The organism is Rhizobium sp. BT04 (assembly GCF_030053135.1).
Classification (GTDB): domain Bacteria; phylum Pseudomonadota; class Alphaproteobacteria; order Rhizobiales; family Rhizobiaceae; genus Rhizobium; species Rhizobium binxianense.
Genome location: NZ_CP125652.1, coordinates 1,288,212 through 1,303,780 on the forward strand (window position 1 = coordinate 1,288,212; position 15,569 = coordinate 1,303,780).

13 protein-coding genes and 1 pseudogene are annotated in these 15,569 nt (G+C 60.8%); 7 read left to right on the plus strand and 7 right to left on the minus strand.

All coding sequences use genetic code 11. From position 1 onward, the window contains the following. Window positions 1-22: 22 nt before the first annotated feature. Both QMO82_RS14890 and QMO82_RS14895 read left to right on the plus strand, forming a co-directional pair. The gene (locus QMO82_RS14890; RefSeq protein ID WP_183606822.1) at window positions 23-2,152 is read left to right on the plus strand and encodes an ATP-dependent endonuclease; all 2,130 of its coding nucleotides are present in this window, start codon (window positions 23-25) and stop codon (window positions 2,150-2,152) included. Further along, window positions 2,149-3,993, plus strand: a complete 1,845-nt coding sequence (locus QMO82_RS14895) for a UvrD-helicase domain-containing protein (protein ID WP_183606821.1) — start codon at window positions 2,149-2,151, stop codon at window positions 3,991-3,993. The genes QMO82_RS14890 and QMO82_RS14895 overlap by 4 nt, the downstream gene beginning before the upstream one ends. A 251-nt stretch (window positions 3,994-4,244) precedes the next feature. On the opposite strand, the pseudogene QMO82_RS14900 reads toward QMO82_RS14895, so the two are convergent. Next, window positions 4,245-5,538 (minus strand): annotated as a pseudogene (locus QMO82_RS14900) (beta-galactosidase trimerization domain-containing protein); the annotation flags it as partial. A 100-nt stretch (window positions 5,539-5,638) separates the two neighbouring features. Between QMO82_RS14900 and QMO82_RS14905 the strand changes: the two are divergent. The 3 genes from QMO82_RS14905 (at window position 5,639) to QMO82_RS14915 (ending at window position 7,342) form a co-directional block, all read left to right on the plus strand. Continuing rightward, on the plus strand, window positions 5,639-5,905 hold the full coding sequence (locus tag QMO82_RS14905; protein WP_183607669.1) for a DUF2277 domain-containing protein: 267 nt from the start codon (window positions 5,639-5,641) through the stop codon (window positions 5,903-5,905). A gap of 149 nt (window positions 5,906-6,054) precedes the next feature. Then, complete coding sequence (locus tag QMO82_RS14910; protein ID WP_183606820.1) at window positions 6,055-6,441, plus strand: cupin domain-containing protein; 387 nt, start codon at window positions 6,055-6,057, stop codon at window positions 6,439-6,441. A 286-nt stretch (window positions 6,442-6,727) separates the two neighbouring features. Beyond that, window positions 6,728-7,342, plus strand: a complete 615-nt coding sequence (locus QMO82_RS14915) for a 3'-5' exonuclease (protein WP_183606819.1) — start codon at window positions 6,728-6,730, stop codon at window positions 7,340-7,342. A 72-nt stretch (window positions 7,343-7,414) separates the two neighbouring features. On the opposite strand, the gene QMO82_RS14920 is transcribed toward QMO82_RS14915, so the two are convergent. Then, a complete protein-coding gene (locus QMO82_RS14920) occupies window positions 7,415-7,870 on the minus strand; it encodes a DUF4168 domain-containing protein (RefSeq protein WP_183606818.1) in 456 nt (151 codons plus the stop codon). A gap of 227 nt (window positions 7,871-8,097) precedes the next feature. Then, entirely contained in the window at window positions 8,098-8,961 is an 864-nt protein-coding gene (locus QMO82_RS14925) for a DMT family transporter (protein ID WP_183606817.1), read from the minus strand. 90 nt (window positions 8,962-9,051) lie between these two features. Here QMO82_RS14925 and QMO82_RS14930 point away from each other — a divergent pair, with 90 nt between their 5' ends. Then, window positions 9,052-10,464 (plus strand): PLP-dependent aminotransferase family protein, encoded by a 1,413-nt coding sequence (locus tag QMO82_RS14930; RefSeq protein WP_183606816.1) that lies wholly within the window; start codon window positions 9,052-9,054, stop codon window positions 10,462-10,464. 276 nt (window positions 10,465-10,740) lie between these two features. Here the strand turns inward: QMO82_RS14930 and QMO82_RS14935 are convergent, their stop codons facing one another. After that, complete coding sequence (locus QMO82_RS14935; protein WP_183606815.1) at window positions 10,741-11,142, minus strand: response regulator; 402 nt, start codon at window positions 11,140-11,142, stop codon at window positions 10,741-10,743. Window positions 11,143-11,153: 11 nt separating this feature from the next. Next, a complete protein-coding gene (locus QMO82_RS14940; RefSeq protein ID WP_183606814.1) occupies window positions 11,154-12,899 on the minus strand; it encodes an ATP-binding protein in 1,746 nt (581 codons plus the stop codon). Between the two features lie 91 nt (window positions 12,900-12,990). On the opposite strand from QMO82_RS14940, the gene QMO82_RS14945 reads away from it, so the two are divergent. Further along, window positions 12,991-13,533: a GNAT family N-acetyltransferase gene (locus QMO82_RS14945; protein ID WP_183606813.1), complete on the plus strand. Its 543-nt coding sequence runs from the start codon at window positions 12,991-12,993 to the stop codon at window positions 13,531-13,533. Between the two features lie 68 nt (window positions 13,534-13,601). Here the strand turns inward: QMO82_RS14945 and QMO82_RS14950 are convergent, their stop codons facing one another. Together QMO82_RS14950 and QMO82_RS14955 are read right to left on the minus strand one after the other, a co-directional pair. Next, the gene (locus QMO82_RS14950; protein WP_183606812.1) at window positions 13,602-14,234 is read right to left on the minus strand and encodes a PQQ-binding-like beta-propeller repeat protein; all 633 of its coding nucleotides are present in this window, start codon (window positions 14,232-14,234) and stop codon (window positions 13,602-13,604) included. 63 nt (window positions 14,235-14,297) lie between these two features. Further along, complete coding sequence (locus QMO82_RS14955; protein WP_183606811.1) at window positions 14,298-15,518, minus strand: helix-turn-helix domain-containing protein; 1,221 nt, start codon at window positions 15,516-15,518, stop codon at window positions 14,298-14,300. Window positions 15,519-15,569 lie beyond the last annotated feature (51 nt).

The following is a 15,569-nucleotide window of genomic DNA, read 5'->3' on the forward strand; positions in this document are numbered from 1 at the left end:
ATTGATGTTGATGGGGAGGGGCATGAAATTAAAGCATATTGCGATCCGAAATTTTCGGCGCCTTGAGAACGTGACGATCGATGTTGAAGAAAAAGAGACGATATTTGTCGGCCCAAACAACAGCGGCAAGACATCAGCAACCGCGATCTTTCGCTGCTTTCTTGGCGGCCGCGACTTCAAAATCCACGATTTTTCGGTCGCAAGGATCGCCGATTTCGAGACCCTTGTTGAGAACGAAGCATCTGGCCCGCCTGAGATCAGTCTTGACCTCTGGTTTGAGATCGACCCAAACACCATTGCCTTCGGCCGCGTGTTTAGCCTGCTGCCCAAGCTGTCAGATTTCACGCGGGTTGGCTTTCGCCTCACCTACGGAATCAATGATGTCAAGAAGTTACGTGAGCAATATTTCGCGGCTTATCCTAGCGATGAGAACGGCAAACGCAGCCAAACGCTGTTCGAATATCTTGCTACGGACGCCAATTTAGCCCGCCATTCGGCCGTCCGATACGCTTCTTTGGAAGAAGCCAAGGACGAGAATGATGGCGTCGCGATCGTAGCCACGCCAGTGGAGCCTGAAGAAGGCAAGCGTCTAGTGAAGCAATTGATCCGTGTCGAATTCGTCGATGCACAGCGCAACATTAACGACGACGACAACAGCCGCAGCAACCGGCTGTCCGCCGCATTCGCTTCATACTATCGCAAGAACCTTGAACAGGCCGAATCTGCTGCCGAAGCTCATCGGGTGATCGATGAAAACAACGCACAGTTGACGAGCCACTACGAGGTACAGTTCGCACCCCTGATCAGCCTGATTAAGGGATTGGGAGTACCCTCAGTGAACGATCGCGAGTTGCGGATTATTTCGTCCCTCACTCCGGAGACTGCGCTGAGAGGCAACACCGAGCTGCTCTACATCGATCCGAACCGCCAGCACGAGCTTCCCGAACTCTATAACGGGCTCGGCTTCAAGAATCTGATCTACATGGCGATCCAGGCACGCCACTTCCATTCGCAGTGGCAGGAAACCGCCGAAAACCGACCGCTGTGCCTGCTCATCTTCATCGAGGAGCCTGAAGTCCATCTTCATGCGCAGGTCCAGCAGACCTTTATCACCAATATCTGGAGCGTGATCAATCAATCGGCGGCGGGGAAGCCCGAGTTCACTCCGCAACTCGTCGTAACTACCCATTCCTCACACATTCTTGACGCCGTGGATTTCGAGAAAGTGCGTTACTTTCAGCGCTCCTATCTTGCCGGGGAAACCGTAAAAGCGGGTATTCGAAACGCGTCGGACGTCCTCAGCTTGCGGGCTTTCAGTCCCGAAGCGGACATAGTCGAAGGCGTCGCCATTCCGCCATCGGATACGCTTGCGTTCTTAAAGCGCTATTTGAGACTTACCCATTGTGACTTGTTTTTCGCCGACGCCGCGATACTGGTCGAAGGCGCCGCCGAGAAGCTCCTGTTGCCTTCGATGATCGAGCAGGCAGCAAAGCGGCTACGCACCTGCTATCTCACGGTACTGGAAGTTGGTGGCGCTTATGCCCATAGATTTGAAGGGCTGCTCGCGTTCCTCCGCATTCCCTATCTTGTCATCACCGATCTCGATTCGGTTCAGCCGGCCGGTTACCCGAGCATATGCCGAGCAGACGTTGCGGGCGCGCGAACTTCGAACGCGTCGCTCAAAAAACTTTGCGGCAAGGAAACTGTCGGCGAACTGATCTCCTTACAGTCTGCCGACAAGATCGACGAGGCAAAAGATCGGTGCATAGCGTTTGAGGGCGACGTGCTGGTGATCGAGGGAGCGAACCAATTTGCCATGCGTCCTCGCACACTTGAGGAAGCTATTGCCTATGAAAATTTCGCGATGGTACGCTCGGGCTCGCTTTCGATCGGTGTCGCTATCCCGGAAGCACTGGCCGAAGCCTATGAGCAAATCTACGAACGAATCAAATCGAGCGAGTTCAAGAAAACCGACTTCGCTATGAATTTGCTAGCGAATACGGCAATTTGGACAGTGCCGGCATATATTGCCGATGGCCTACGTTGGCTTGAGCTTCGCCTGTGCGGGCCTGCGCCAAAAGAGCCGCCAACCCTAAAAGACACGGATGGTGCGGCCCCAGCGCTGAAGTCTGCGGGAGAAGCCGCGGCATGATCGAAAAAGTTGAAACGAAAGCCGACATCGATGTTCGTGCTTGCCTCGATGCGCATTACAGCTTTGCCCTCGTTGCCGGTGCGGGATCGGGCAAGACAACATCCTTGATCGAGGCGCTTGAGCGCGTGCGCGATCAAGAGGGTAAGCAACTTCGACAGAATGGCCAGCGCGTAGCCTGCATCACTTTCACCAAACGCGCTGTGCAAATTATCGCCACTCGGCTGGGGTTCGACCAGCTCTACGTGGTATCAACTCTGCACAGCTTCCTATGGGAGCAAATCAGCCATTTTCACTCCGATATTCGCGAAGCCCTACGGCTTGGACGGCTGCCGGCCCTTATCCAAAAGGAACGCGAAAAGGATGATGGAGGCAACAGCCGTACTGTCAAAGAGGCCCGTGTAAAAGCAGTTCGCTATGAACAAGAGCTGGCCGCCCTCGATAGCGTCGCGACGTTCAAATATGACGACGCGAGATGGGGTGACTATTCCGTCGGACGACTTGGGCATGATGACGTGATTGAAATCGCCGCATATTTATTCGAGCATAACGCAACATTCCGCCGTATTGCTGGTTTGCGTTTCCCCTACATCTTCGTCGATGAGGCGCAGGATACGTTTCCCGGTATTGTGGCCGGTTTAAACCGAGTATGTGAAAACGAAGGGCTGCCGATCGTTGGCTATTTCGGCGATCCTTGGCAGCAGATCTATGATGGTAGCGCGGGGGATTTTGCCCCCCCGGCGAACGGCAAGCATATCACCAAGACCGAGAACTTTCGATGCTCCGAAAGCGTCATTAGGCTCCTCAACGCTTTTCGCGGCGATGTTGAACAATACGCCGCAGGCGAAAACAAGGGGCGTGAGGGCAGCGTACGATTTCGCCTGGTACAGACCGAGAAGCCCGAGATGCCACGCAATCGGTATTCGGACGCCCAGATTTCGCGCGCTTTGGGGCAAATGGATGCTGCGCTGGCAGGCTGGGGCTGGGCCGATCGGGAGGACGTCATCAAACTGTTCTTAGCCAATCAGATGATTGCTCGACGCATGGGATTCACTGAACTCAATCGCCTATTCAGCGGCGAATATGCCTCCTCGCGCGCCGAGGAGGCGTTTGAGGCAGGCGAGCACCTTCTGCTGAAGCCGTTGACCTCAATAGTCTATCCGTTAATCAAGGCCCAGGAAATAAATAATAGCCGTGCCATTATCGATATTCTGCGGCGTAATAGCCCAGCCTTTGCGGTTGATGGTATTAACGCGACAAACACCCTGAAGTCGATGGTTGACACATCGGTGGGGCTGGTCGGGCAACTCAGCAACCTCTGGAAATCGGGCACTATTGGTGACGTCCTGCGCTTCTGTGCAGACAAGCAAATCATCGCGGTATCAAACAACCTTCAGGGGCATTTGGTACGCGCGCCCCGAAAAGAGGCGTATGACGAGGCGGTCTACAGCCTTGACAAGGGCGATTGGCTTGCAGATGCGTTATTCGGGATGACTACTGAGGAAATAGTGCCCTACACGTCTTTTATCGCAAGGAACTCTGCGTACAGCACGCAGCACGGCGTGAAGGGTGAGGAATATAACAAAGTTATGGTCGTCTACGACGATGTCGAAGCGGCGTGGAACCACTACAATTTCAGTAAGACACTGACGCCACTGACCGCGGGCAAGCCGACAGACGGACAACATAGCCGCGGGCAAAGGCTTGCCTACGTTTCTTTCTCTCGCGCGTTGGAAGATCTGCGCGTTCTTTTCTTCACAGCAGATCCAACCGCCGCCCGGCAGGAACTGATCGACAAGAGGCTTGTCACCTCCGAACAAATCGAAGTAGTAACATCTGCATAAGAAAATGCAGCCACTGGCGCGACGATAGAACGCTGACGATTTCCAAGAAGCGCCACGCCAAGTGCTATAGGGCTGACTGGGCGGGCGATTTCTCACCCGCCGCCTAGTTGAAAGCCGGCAGCCGCGCAATGTTGACATAAAACACCGCAGCTTTTCCTATTCTGGATCGGACGTCAGCCGTGACAGCTTGTCGACCCGCGCTTAACTCTCTCCCGCAGCGAGAGCACATAGGCCGTCATTTACCGCACCCCTCACCCCTCCAACTCAACAATCGCACACCCATACCCCTCCAGCTCCAGCCTCCCCCTCAAGATCTTCTCCCCATCCAGCAGATCCCGCCCGGCCGGCACGCCGCCCACCGCCACCGCCTGATCCGTATAATTCTGCACGAACAGCAGCCGCCGCTCCTCGTTCATCCGCATCGTCACCTCCACACCCTCCGGCAGCCCGCCGACCAGCGGCTCGATGCCGGCGGGGGCGAACAGGCGTTCGGTCAGCGCCTCGGTTAGATCAGGCTTGAGATAGGTGCCGAGATAGACCACCTGCCCCTTGCCGAGTTTGCGGGAGGTCGCCATCGGCTGGCCTTCGGCATAGCGGTTGGACCAGGCGGCGATCACTTCGACGTCGGCTCGATGATGAGGTTCTCGTAGAAATGGCCGGCCGTCATTTCGCGGTTGCCGATCTTGAAGCGGCGCTGGCGGCGGTTGCTTTCGGCCGGTTTGTTCGGCGGAATGACCAGGCCGCCGGAGCGCTCCATCACGTCGAAGAGCCCGTTGGCGCCGGGGGCGGTGAGACGGCCGAAATCTTCGACGCGCACGCCCGTCAGCTTCGAAAGCGCAGTGCCCGGCGCGGTCTCTCGGATGACGTGGTTATCCCCAGTGCGCGTGCCGGTGCGTGCGCCGATGACGACGGTGCCGCCTGCTTCAGCGAAGGCTTCGAGCTTGGCCGTCCATTCATCCTTCCACATCACCCAATGGGGGACATAGAAGAGCTTCAGCCTGGAAAGATCGTCCTCGGGATGGATGAAGCCGCAGGCGATGCCGCGATCGTAGCAGTACTGATGCAGCAGGATCGCATCGCCCTGCGGGCTAGGCAGGCCGATTGGATAGGTCTTGTGGGCCTCCTGATGGTCGAAATCGGAACCGGCGATGCCGACGTCCATGCGCACATAAGTGCCGAGGATCTTCGGCGCCAGCGCGATCATCTCGGTCGCGAAGCGCTTGGCCTCCTCATAGCGATGGCGGCCAATATCGTCATGGTCGATGATGCCCATCCAGTAGATCTCGGCGCCGAAATGGGCCGGACGCCAGCGGAAGAACATCAGGCCGTCAGCACCGTGGGCGACCGAGGAGAGCGCCCTGCGGCGCAGTTCCCCCGGCTCCGGCGTCAGCGTGCAGAAGCCGGCTGGCTGCCGAAGCCCGATTGCTGCTCGGGCACGATGTAATTGCCGGAGAAGCCGCGGCAGATGTCGAGGTGCAGCGCCTGCACCTTGGCGTGATTTCCGAGCCGCTGGAACTCGTCATAGAGCAAGGGATAGATGTCGTAGGCCACTTCCGCGGGCCGTTGCATTTCGCGCTCACGCGACTACCTTTCATACGAGGCCGCTCTCCCCTCAGTGGCAAAGATAAACGACCGTGAGCAAGCCATGTGCCGAAACATAAAACCTCTGTTCAATTTCGATCCGCCAGCGACGGACGAAGAGATTCACGATGCCGCGCTCCAGTTCGTGCGCAAGCTGAGCGGAGCGACCAAGCCATCGAAGCGCAATGAGGCCGCGTTCGAACGTGCGGTCAGTTCGATCGCTGCCTGCGCTCGCGAACTGCTCGATTCACTGGAGACGTCTCAACCGCCTCGCGACCGCGAGGAAGCAGCGGCGAAGGCGCGCGCGAAAAGCGCGATCCGGTTCGCGTAAGAAAAGCCGATCCTCGCAGGAGAGTCAGGTCCGCAGATACACTCGCTTACAAAAATGGGGGGTTCCGGACACATCCCTGGTTCAATCATCGACTGAAATACCGGTGCGGCCATGCGCCGACAAATGGTCAATTCAGGAAGGATGACACTATGAAAATGATCCAGGCTATGGCGCTCGCTTTTGTTCTCGGTGGGGCAGCAGCAGCGCATGCGGAACAGCCGATAGAGCGCACCGATCTCATCAAGAACGATATCGACGTCCCCGGCCACGAGGTCGTCCAAGTCCGCGTCGATATCGCCCCAGGCGTTCTCGCACCGAACCATTCGCATCCCGGCGAGGAAGTTGCCTTCGTCATCGAGGGCACGCTGGAATACCAACTCGAAGGCAGGCAACCGGTGATCCTCAAGGCCGGCCAATCCCTGTTCATTCCCTCCGGCACCGTTCACTCGGCGAAGAACGTCGGCAGCGGCAAGGCGTCGGAATTGGCGACCTACATCGTCCGCAAGGGCGAGGCGCTCGTCGTGCCTGCCAAGTGAGCCATTGGTAGAAATGCTCACTCGGATCGGGGCAGCCGCGGCAGGAGCGACCTCCGGCGGCCAGCCACGCGATTGCGCTGGGAGCCGAGATGGAGGCCTGCGGAGATGCCCGGCCGCTTGCGTGAGGTCAGGCAATATGGGGATCGACAACCGGGATGAAACGGCCTCGGCGAGCCTTGCCCTTGTCGACGGCGGCGTTGCTTGGCTCATAGTCTTCATTGGAGTGCTCGATGCGTTGGATACTTCCTCGAACTTATCGACCAAATTGGTGAGGGTAACGTCGACCATGAAGACCGCCATCATATTCGACTGTGAATTTCTTTGCCTCGAAGGCTCGCAGCGCAGGTTTTGGTGCGCGGCCCATGATCCCGATCCCGTGATCGCGCAGATCGGAGCCGTCAAGCTCGGCCTCGAAGGCGAGTTTCCGATCCTTGGTACGTACAAATCCTATATCAGACCCATCGATCGCTTCGGCAAGCGGTATCCGCTCGATCCTTACTTCACCCATCTGACCGGCATCACCGACGAGGATATCGACGCTCATGGCGTGGCGCTGGAGGATGCCCTTTCCGATGTCGACAGCTTCTCGGGCGGCGCCCGGTTCTGGTCCTGGGGCAAGGATGAGATGAACATGGTGGCCGTCAGCTGCTATGTCGCAGGCGTCCAGCCTTCCATCCCGGCCCGCCGGTTCGATAATGCCGTCAAGCTTCTCATTGCTGCAGGCATGCCGATCGAGGATTTGGCAAAGACGCCCAGCAACAAGCTGGCCGACTACTACAACGTCGACCATCCTCCCTTGCAGGCGCATGATGGGCTGGACGACGCTCTGTCGCTATCATACACGCTGCAGCATCTGATGAAGATCGGGCAATTGCAGCCCGAGGTTTTCGATCGGCTCTGAAGGCACGACACAAGCAAGGCTTGAAGCAGCGCCCGGCCAAACGGCGGGCACTGCTTCCTTGGGGCGGGCGGCTTATTGCTGCTGTTGCGCTGGCGCCGCCGGCGGCGGAGTGCCGATCTTTTCCAGAACCTTCTTGGCCAGAGCCGGGTCGCTCTGCGCGGCGGTCAGGATCGAGGAATATTCCTCGACGGAGATGCCGTTAGAGGCTTCGACGGTGTCGACCATCTGCTTCTTGGCTTCTTGCTGCAGCTTTTGCTTGGCAGCCTCGTCCTTCGTCGCGCCGATCTTGGCAGAATATTCCTGGCGGACCTTGTCGACCTGCAGATAGGCAACGGCAAAGGCCTCGATTTTCTGATCGCTGACGGGAGCGGCCGCACCGTTGCCACCGCTCTGTCCCTGCATCGGCGCCTGGCCTTGTGCCGGCGGTTGCGCTTGTGCCGGCTGCTGCTGAGCGGATGCCGGGCTGAAAGCAAGCAGGCTGAAGACCGCAGCGGTCATCGTTGCGACGGGTGTGTAACGAGTGATCATATTCGTTCCTTTTCACGTGCATGATTTGAGCGGCAGCAGGACCGCCTCGGTCGATCGCTCAGCCGCTGGGGCTGGCGAGGTCGCGACGATGAACCTTGAAGAGGGCACGGTGCGGCGGTAACGGGGCGATTTGCTGACGATTGAGCGGCGGCTTTGTGACCGTCGAGATGTCGGCTGGTGGTCAGCGCGCCTCCACCCCAACGCCTGGCGCGACCGGGTCAACCACCCTATTTCGCGAACCGCCGGGCGCCGGCCACGCATAGGATGACGGCGACGGTGACGGCGAGCATGGCCCAGGTCACGGGCTCGTGCAGCAGGGTGGCGGCAAGCGCCAGGCCGAAGAACGGCTGGAGCAGCTGCAGCTGGCCGACGGCGGCGATGCCGCCCTGCGACAGGCCGCGATACCAGAAGATGAAGCCGATCAGCATCGAAAACAGCGAGACATAGGCAAGGCCGAGCAGCGCCGGTGTTTCAATGCCGGAAAAGCTCGCCGGCCGATGCAAAAGCGCAACCGCGACCATCACCGGCAGCGACAGCACCAGCGCCCAGGAAATCACCTGCCAGCCGCCGAGTGTGCGCGAAAGCCGGCCGCCCTCGGCATAACCGAGGCCGCAGACGATGATCGCCGCCAGCATCAACAGGTCGCCGACCGGTGATGCCGTCAGCCCTTGTGTCAGTGCGAAGCCGGCCACCAGCGCGCTGCCCAGGATGGAAAACAGCCAGAATGCCGGCTTCGGCCGTTCTCCGCCGCGGACCACGCCGAAGATCGCCGTTGCCAGCGGCAGGAGACCGACGAAGACGATCGAATGGGCTGAGGTGACGTGCTGCAGCGCCAGCGCCGTCAGCAGGGGGAAGCCGACGACGACGCCGAGCGCGACGACGACAAGCGAGAGCAGATCGCGCCCGCTCGGCCGCTTCTCCCTGAAGATGATCAGCAGGCCAAGCGCCAGAATGCCGGCAATCGCCGCGCGCGCCACGGTCAGGAAGACCGGATCGAACTGCATCACCGCCACCCGCGTCGCCGGCAGTGATCCGCTGAAGATCACCACCCCGATAAAACCATTGATCCATCCCGATGCCATGCGGTCCATGATGCGCTGCGCTCCTTCAATATCTAGCCCTTATCGGCCAACAGCGATGGCCATGACAGTGACAGTCTGATACGATTTTGCAAAACTGTAATGGTTCGGAATGCAATACAGATGAACGAAGGACGCACCCGCGTGGAGATGGTCGTCGCGACGATCAGACAACGCATCGCCGGGCGCAGCCTGACGCCGGGCGCCAAGCTGCCTTCGGTCCGGGGACTGGCGGCGACGTTGAAGCTGTCGACATCGACCGTCGTCGACGCCTATGAGCGGTTGGTCGCCGAAGGCGCCATCCTGGCAAGACCGGGCTCGGGGTTCTATGTCGCCAATCAGGCAGCCCCCTTTGCGCTTGCCGAGGCCGGGCCGAGGCTCGACCGCGCCGTCGATCCGTTCTGGATATCGCGGCAATCGCTGGAGGCTGATGAAACCGACCTGAAGCCCGGCTGCGGCTGGCTGCCGCCCTCCTGGCTGCCGGGAGAGGGCATACGCCGCGGGCTGAGGACGCTTGCCCGCGCCGACGGGGCAGCACTTGCCGATTACAGCTCGCCGCTCGGCCTGCCGCAACTGCGCCAGCTGATTTCGCGGCGCATGGGCGAACGGGGGATAGAAGCCTCCCCTGAACAAATCATGCTGGCCGATTCCGGCACGCAGGCAATCGATCTGCTCTGCCGTTTCCTGCTGGAACCCGGCGACACGGTACTGGTCGACGACCCCTGCTATTTCAATTTCCATGCGCTGCTGCGCGCCCATCGGGCAAAGATCGTCGGTGTGCCCTACACCCCGTCCGGTCCCGATATCGAGCGGTTTGCGCAAGTGGTCGCCGATGAGCGGCCGCGGCTCTACATCACCAACTCCGCCATCCACAATCCCACAGGCGCAACGTTGTCTCCTGTTGCGGCCCACCGCGTTCTAAAACTCGCCGACCAGTTCGATCTGACCATCATCGAGGACGATATCTTCGCCGATTTCGAATATACGCCGGCGCCCCGCCTTGCCGCCTTCGACGGGCTGGAGCGGGTCATCCATATCGGCAGTTTTTCAAAAACTCTGTCGGCCTCGGCCCGCTGCGGCTTCGTCGCGGCGAAACCCGAATGGATCGACGGCCTGACCGACCTCAAGATCGCCACCTCCTTCGGCGGCGGCCGGCTGACGGCGGAACTGGTGCTGACCGTCTTGAGCGACGGCAGCTATCGCAAACACATGGAGACGCTGAGACACCGCCTCTCCCAGGCGATGAGCGACGTCTCGGTCCGGCTGAAGGGCTTGGGGATAACGCCCTGGCTGGAGCCGCAGGCCGGAATGTTTCTTTGGTGCCGGCTGCCCGACGGCATCGATGCCGCTGACGTGGCGCGGGCCGGACTGGAAAAGAGGATCGTGTTGGCGCCGGGAAACGCCTTCAGCCTATCGCAATCGGCAACGAATTTCATGCGGTTCAATGTGGCTCAGACGCTGGATGCGCGGGTGTTCGAGGTGTTGGGGGATGTGTTGGCGAGGGACAGGAAATAAGAAACGAGCCGTGGCTGCGGCCAGCATTATTGGCGGTGCGGCGGTTCTCCGACGCGCGGCATCCTCCGACGCTCCTCATCCTTGTAGGTGCGTAGCCCGAGAGGGCGAAGCCTCGAAGGACACGCTCAACGCCGTTTCTTGCATTCGTCGAACGTGGGAACACCCGCCTCGTCCTTCGAGGCCCCTGCGGGGCACCTCGGGGATGAGGCTCTCTTGGAGGCTGCGCATGCCAGCCGTGAGCCACCTCTGGGCACTCACCGTGGCGCAATGCACACCTCAAAACGATCGATTGACCGCCTTGTCATTGGCAAGACGCGTCACGCAGCCTTCGAGCTTGGCGAGCAGCAGATCGAAGTCGAGCGGCTTGGTCAGATAGTCGGCCGCCCCGCCGCGCAGGCCGGCGAGCGTGTTCTCCCGGTCGGTCAGCGCCGTCAGCAGGATGAAGGGGATATTGGAGAGCTCGGGGTGGTTGATCTGAATTTCCGCCAGAAGCTGGTGCCCATCCATAACAGGCATCGAAATATCGCTGATGACGATGTCGGGCCATTTCGACAGGATCATTTCCAGTCCCTCGGCGCCGTTCGAGGCCTCGATCGTTTTATAGCCGGCTTCGTTCAACTCCTCGACAAGGAGGTTGCGAATCTCGACTTCGTCTTCCACGCACAGAACTGTAACCATGAGCTCTTCCCTTAAGCTGCAACATGTTGATCCGACAACAGAAATTCTATTGGCAGAAGAATGGTAAAAGTTGTGCCCTGGCCGAGCGCGCTCGCCACCTCGACGGTGCCGCCGTGCAGTTCGACGACCTGCTTGACGACGTTCAAGCCGATGCCGGTTCCAGCAATGCCCGTGGCGCTGCGGGCGCGGTAATAGGGCTGGAACAGTTTCGGCAGATCGTCCGCATCCATGCCGATGCCGCTGTCGGAGATGGCGATCTCCACCGTCTTCTCGTCGGCCCGGGCGCGAACATGAATGTCGGGCGCTTTGGGCGAATATTTGACGGCGTTCGAAATCAGATTGGTGAAGACCTGTTCCATCGCGCTGCGGTCGAACGTCAATATATCGGGTATGGGCTCGAGAGCGAGATGAAACTGATGCGAGCGGCTGAGGTGGCGCTGCCTGTCGCAGCAGCTGACGAGCACGGCTTTCAGATCGCCTTCGCTCCGCTTCAGTGTGATCTGCCCGGTTTCAAGCCGGCCGCTGGCGAGAATGCTCTCCATCAGATCGACCATGCGCACCACCGCACTACGGATCACGCCGGCTTTTTCGTGAACGTAATCGCCGCTGACGTTGGTGATCGAGCGGCAGAGCCGCTGGGCAGCGGCGTCGATGATGGCGAGCGGCGTGCGAAACTCGTGCGAGGCCATGGCGACGAACTGTCGCTGGAGCGCATTCACCTGGCGTTCGTGCACCAGCAGCCGGTCCAGTTCCTCTCTCTGCCTTTCGATTTCGGCTGTTCGATCGGCGACCATGTCTTCCAGATGGTTGCGGTGGTGGGTGAGCTCAGCCTGGCTGTCCAGCAGGGTCAGCGAGGTGCGATGCAGACCGCGTCCGAGCCAGAATACGACGGTGATCAGCAGCGCCAGGCAACCGAGCCCTGCCGGCGCAATCTGTTTAAGCAGCATGAAACCGGGCAGGATGGGCGGCCACACGAAATAGCCGATGGTGCCGCCGTCATGCGACGACACCGGCACTTGCGCCCGCTCGTCCTCACCTTTCGAAGGCGCGAAATGCAATCCTTCGAGCCGCGCATGATGGGCGATACTTTCAGCAACCTTTCCATCGATGAACTTGACCGAGATGGCGATGAATTCCTGGCCCGCCTCGACCTGCATCCTGGCCGAACTCGGCAGAATCGGGCGTGCGCTGGCAGTTGCCGGCCTGTTGCCGATCATGATCGTGCGAACCGTAGCCAGTAGACCAAGCGCTTCGGCGCCGGGCTTTGCAGCCCGCTCGGTGAGAACGACGCGCATCTCTCCGGCGAGAGCGGTCATTTCCAGGCCGTCGTCGTTCGCGAGCCGGGGCGGCATGGCGTCCGAGCCGTCGCGAAACGCAAACATCAGGCGATTGGCATCGTCGAAAATGTAGGTCCTGTCGTGCCCAAAATACTGGCTCGTCCACCGACCGACATTATCGAGTAGCCATTCATGGTTCCGCTGCTTGGCATAAAGGAAGGCATCGTCCCACTTCGTAACGCTTTCCTGTTCCCGGGGAAGCGCTGCGATCTGCTCTTCCAATCCTTGGCCGACGAAATCGGCCTGCCGGCGCAGCGAGAGGTCATCGACCTTCATCGCGGCGAGCCACGCAAATCCACACAGCAACACAGCCGCCGCGCAGGTGAGCGTCACCAGGACGAATGTAATGTGGGATGTGAGCCCGACCTTCAATACCTGCAACCTTTTGATGGCGCCCGCTGCCGAGAAATTGACACGCAAAGGTTGACGGATTGTGAATTGCGCTTGCGCTTGCTTACCTCCATGCTCAGTCACAAATTGATATTCTCAGCCGCCATGGAAGGAGGAGAGCATGAAGGCTTCAGCATCGCCGGATAGGTCAGGCATCAGGATCGAACCGATCGCTGCCGCCCATATCGACAGCTTTCACTATGCGCTCGACGTGGTCGCGCGGGAGAAAAAATACCTGTCGATGCTTGAGGCAACACCCCTGCCGCAGACGCGTGATTTCATCATGGGCATGATCGAAAAAGGCAATCCTCAATTCGTCGCCGCCGCTGGAGACGAGGTCGTCGGCTGGTGCGACATCAGCCGGCACTTCTTCCGCTCGCATGCCCACCGCGGAAAGCTCGGAATGGGGATCATTCCCGCCTATCGGGGCAAGGGCCTGGGACAAATTCTGATCGAGACGACATTGAAAGCGGCGCAGAACGCCGGCTTCATGCGGGTCGAACTCGATGTTTACGAAGACAACGCCCGTGCGATCGCTCTCTACGAAAAAGTCGGATTTACCCGCGAGGGAATAGTCCGACGTGCGGCGCGTATCGACGGCCGGTTCATCGATGCGGTCAGCATGGCGATTTTGTTCGATGAGAATGGGGCGCGCAGCCTCTAAGAAAGCCTCATCCTGAGGCGCCCCGCAGGGGCCCCGAAGGGCGAGGCGGGTGCGCCGACGTTCACAATTCACCCCGGCCGGCGCACCGCGCGGATCTTGCCACTGCCGCCGCCTCCGCAGAAGAAGCGGTCTGCACCGTCGGATTCGAGGCCGGAGACGCCGGTGCCTTCGGGCATATCGAGCCGTTCCAGCACCTCTCCCGTATTCGGGTCGATGCGCCTGACATCGCTATCGTCGCCCTCCCAGGTCCCGTGCCAGAGCTGGCCGTCGACCCAGGTGACGCCCGTCACGACGCGGTTGGATTCGATGGTGCGAAGAATTTTGCCGGTCTCCGGATCGATCTGATGGATTTTGCGGCCGCGGTGCTGGCCGACCCAGAGCGTACCTTCGGCCCAGGCAAGGCCGGAATCGCCGCCATTGCCGGGCGCCGGGATGGTGGCAAGGATGCGGCCGGTCTTCGGATCGATCTTGTGAATGACATCCTCGGCGATCTGGTAGAGAAACTCGCCGTCGAAGGCCGTTCCGGCATGGGATGCGACCTCGATCACGCGCACCACCTCGCCACTTGCGGGATCGAGCGCATTCAGCCTGTCGCCCGAGGCGAACCAGACGTGCTCACCGTCGAAGGTGACGCCGTTGACACGCTCGGCACCGGGAAAGGGTCCATATTCGCGGATGATAGTTGCAGCCGATTTCTTCATCTCTTCCATCCCTGTCGTTCGGGCCATCACAATCAGTCAGCCATACTAATCGCTCGGCCCACCCTAATCACTTGGCAAAGGTCCAGGGAGTAACAAGATCGTCGGGAAAGCCGATAGCGGCGGGCTCATCCAGCGCCGCGCCCGCCCGCGCCCCAGCGATTGCACCTTGCCGTCACCGGCAAGCGAATCCAGCGCCCGCTGCACGGTGCGCGGGCTGGTTGCGAGCGCAATCGCCAAAGCCGAACTCGACCACGCCTCGCCATCGGCCAGCAGCGCGAGCACCGCCCCATGCTGGCCTTCGAGAAGCGGCGCCAGCACGGCGATATCGCCGGCGGCGCGCGGCGAAAGCGCAAAGCCGCGCTTCGTTGCCGAAACCTCCGCCACCCCCCGCAGTTCGGCACGCAGCCGGCCGATCTCGACCCGCAGCCGGGCACGATGCGATTCATCGGCGTATTTGCCGCGGAAGGCGCGCCCAATCAGCGTGCCCCTTGCCACATCCCCCGGCCAGGCTTCGGCAAGCGAGCGGGCAAGCGCAAACAGCACCGGCCGCGTCGCCAGCGAGACGGCCGTGCCGGCGTTCCAAACCACATGGCGGCAGGCGTCGATGACGAGCGCGTCCGAACCGAGCAGTGCTTCCACCTCGCCGAGCAGCAGCGGGCGCTCCCACCCTCGCGACATCAGCCGCGCCGCCGGCGTGTCGAGCACGAGGGCGGCAGCTTCGACCTCCGCCGTCAAAGCCGGGATATTGGCCGCGCGCGCCGCAAGCCTTGCCCGGTCAAGCGCCGCACGCGCCGCCTGCGTCTGCAGGCGCCGGACGGCGATACCTGATGCCACCAGCTCGTGGGCGGTCCGCAGAGCCGGCGGCAGCGGCGTCGGGTCGAGGGCCGCGAGCGCGCGCTCGGCCTCGTCGAGGCGGCCGATCAGCACCAGCCTGCGAATGGCGACATTGCCCGCATGGGCGGCATTGACCCTGTCGCCATGCGCTTCCAGCACCATGCGCGCCGCTTCCAGCGCCTTCGGCGGCCAGATGAGATCGCGCGAGGCGAGCGCGATCTCGGCCTCGGCGACCACGCAGCGGGCTCGCGCCACCGCTTCCCGCGGGCCGAAGGCGCGCGCCGCACTCTTCAGCAGCGCCTTGGCGCGAACGAGATCGCCGAGCTGCGCCATGGCGATGCCGCGCAGCGCCAGCGCCGGCGCATCGTCGCGCAGCGCCACCCGCTTCAGCGCGCCGAGTGCGTCCCCCATTGCCAGCGCCCGCGCCGCGGCTGTGATCAGCGAGTCCATTCAAATCCCGTCACACTTGTCACTCCCGCCATTCCCCTGCCCGGCCGTAAT

Excerpts from the sequence above, each read along its gene's own strand:
- QMO82_RS14950 (WP_183606812.1), bottom strand. The coding sequence starts at position 14,234 with ATGAAGAAATCGGCTGCAACTATCATCCGCGAATATGGACCCTTTCCC.
- QMO82_RS14955 (WP_183606811.1), bottom strand. The coding sequence starts at position 15,518 with ATGGACTCGCTGATCACAGCCGCGGCGCGGGCGCTGGCAATGGGGGAC.
- QMO82_RS14915 (WP_183606819.1), top strand. The coding sequence starts at position 6,728 with ATGAAGACCGCCATCATATTCGACTGTGAATTTCTTTGCCTCGAAGGC.
- QMO82_RS14910 (WP_183606820.1), top strand. The coding sequence starts at position 6,055 with ATGAAAATGATCCAGGCTATGGCGCTCGCTTTTGTTCTCGGTGGGGCA.
- QMO82_RS14945 (WP_183606813.1), top strand. The coding sequence starts at position 12,991 with ATGAAGGCTTCAGCATCGCCGGATAGGTCAGGCATCAGGATCGAACCG.
- QMO82_RS14925 (WP_183606817.1), bottom strand. The coding sequence starts at position 8,961 with ATGGACCGCATGGCATCGGGATGGATCAATGGTTTTATCGGGGTGGTG.
- QMO82_RS14895 (WP_183606821.1), top strand. The coding sequence starts at position 2,149 with ATGATCGAAAAAGTTGAAACGAAAGCCGACATCGATGTTCGTGCTTGC.
- QMO82_RS14920 (WP_183606818.1), bottom strand. The coding sequence starts at position 7,870 with ATGATCACTCGTTACACACCCGTCGCAACGATGACCGCTGCGGTCTTC.
- QMO82_RS14930 (WP_183606816.1), top strand. The coding sequence starts at position 9,052 with ATGGTTCGGAATGCAATACAGATGAACGAAGGACGCACCCGCGTGGAG.
- QMO82_RS14905 (WP_183607669.1), top strand. The coding sequence starts at position 5,639 with ATGTGCCGAAACATAAAACCTCTGTTCAATTTCGATCCGCCAGCGACG.
- QMO82_RS14935 (WP_183606815.1), bottom strand. The coding sequence starts at position 11,142 with ATGGTTACAGTTCTGTGCGTGGAAGACGAAGTCGAGATTCGCAACCTC.
- QMO82_RS14890 (WP_183606822.1), top strand. The coding sequence starts at position 23 with ATGAAATTAAAGCATATTGCGATCCGAAATTTTCGGCGCCTTGAGAAC.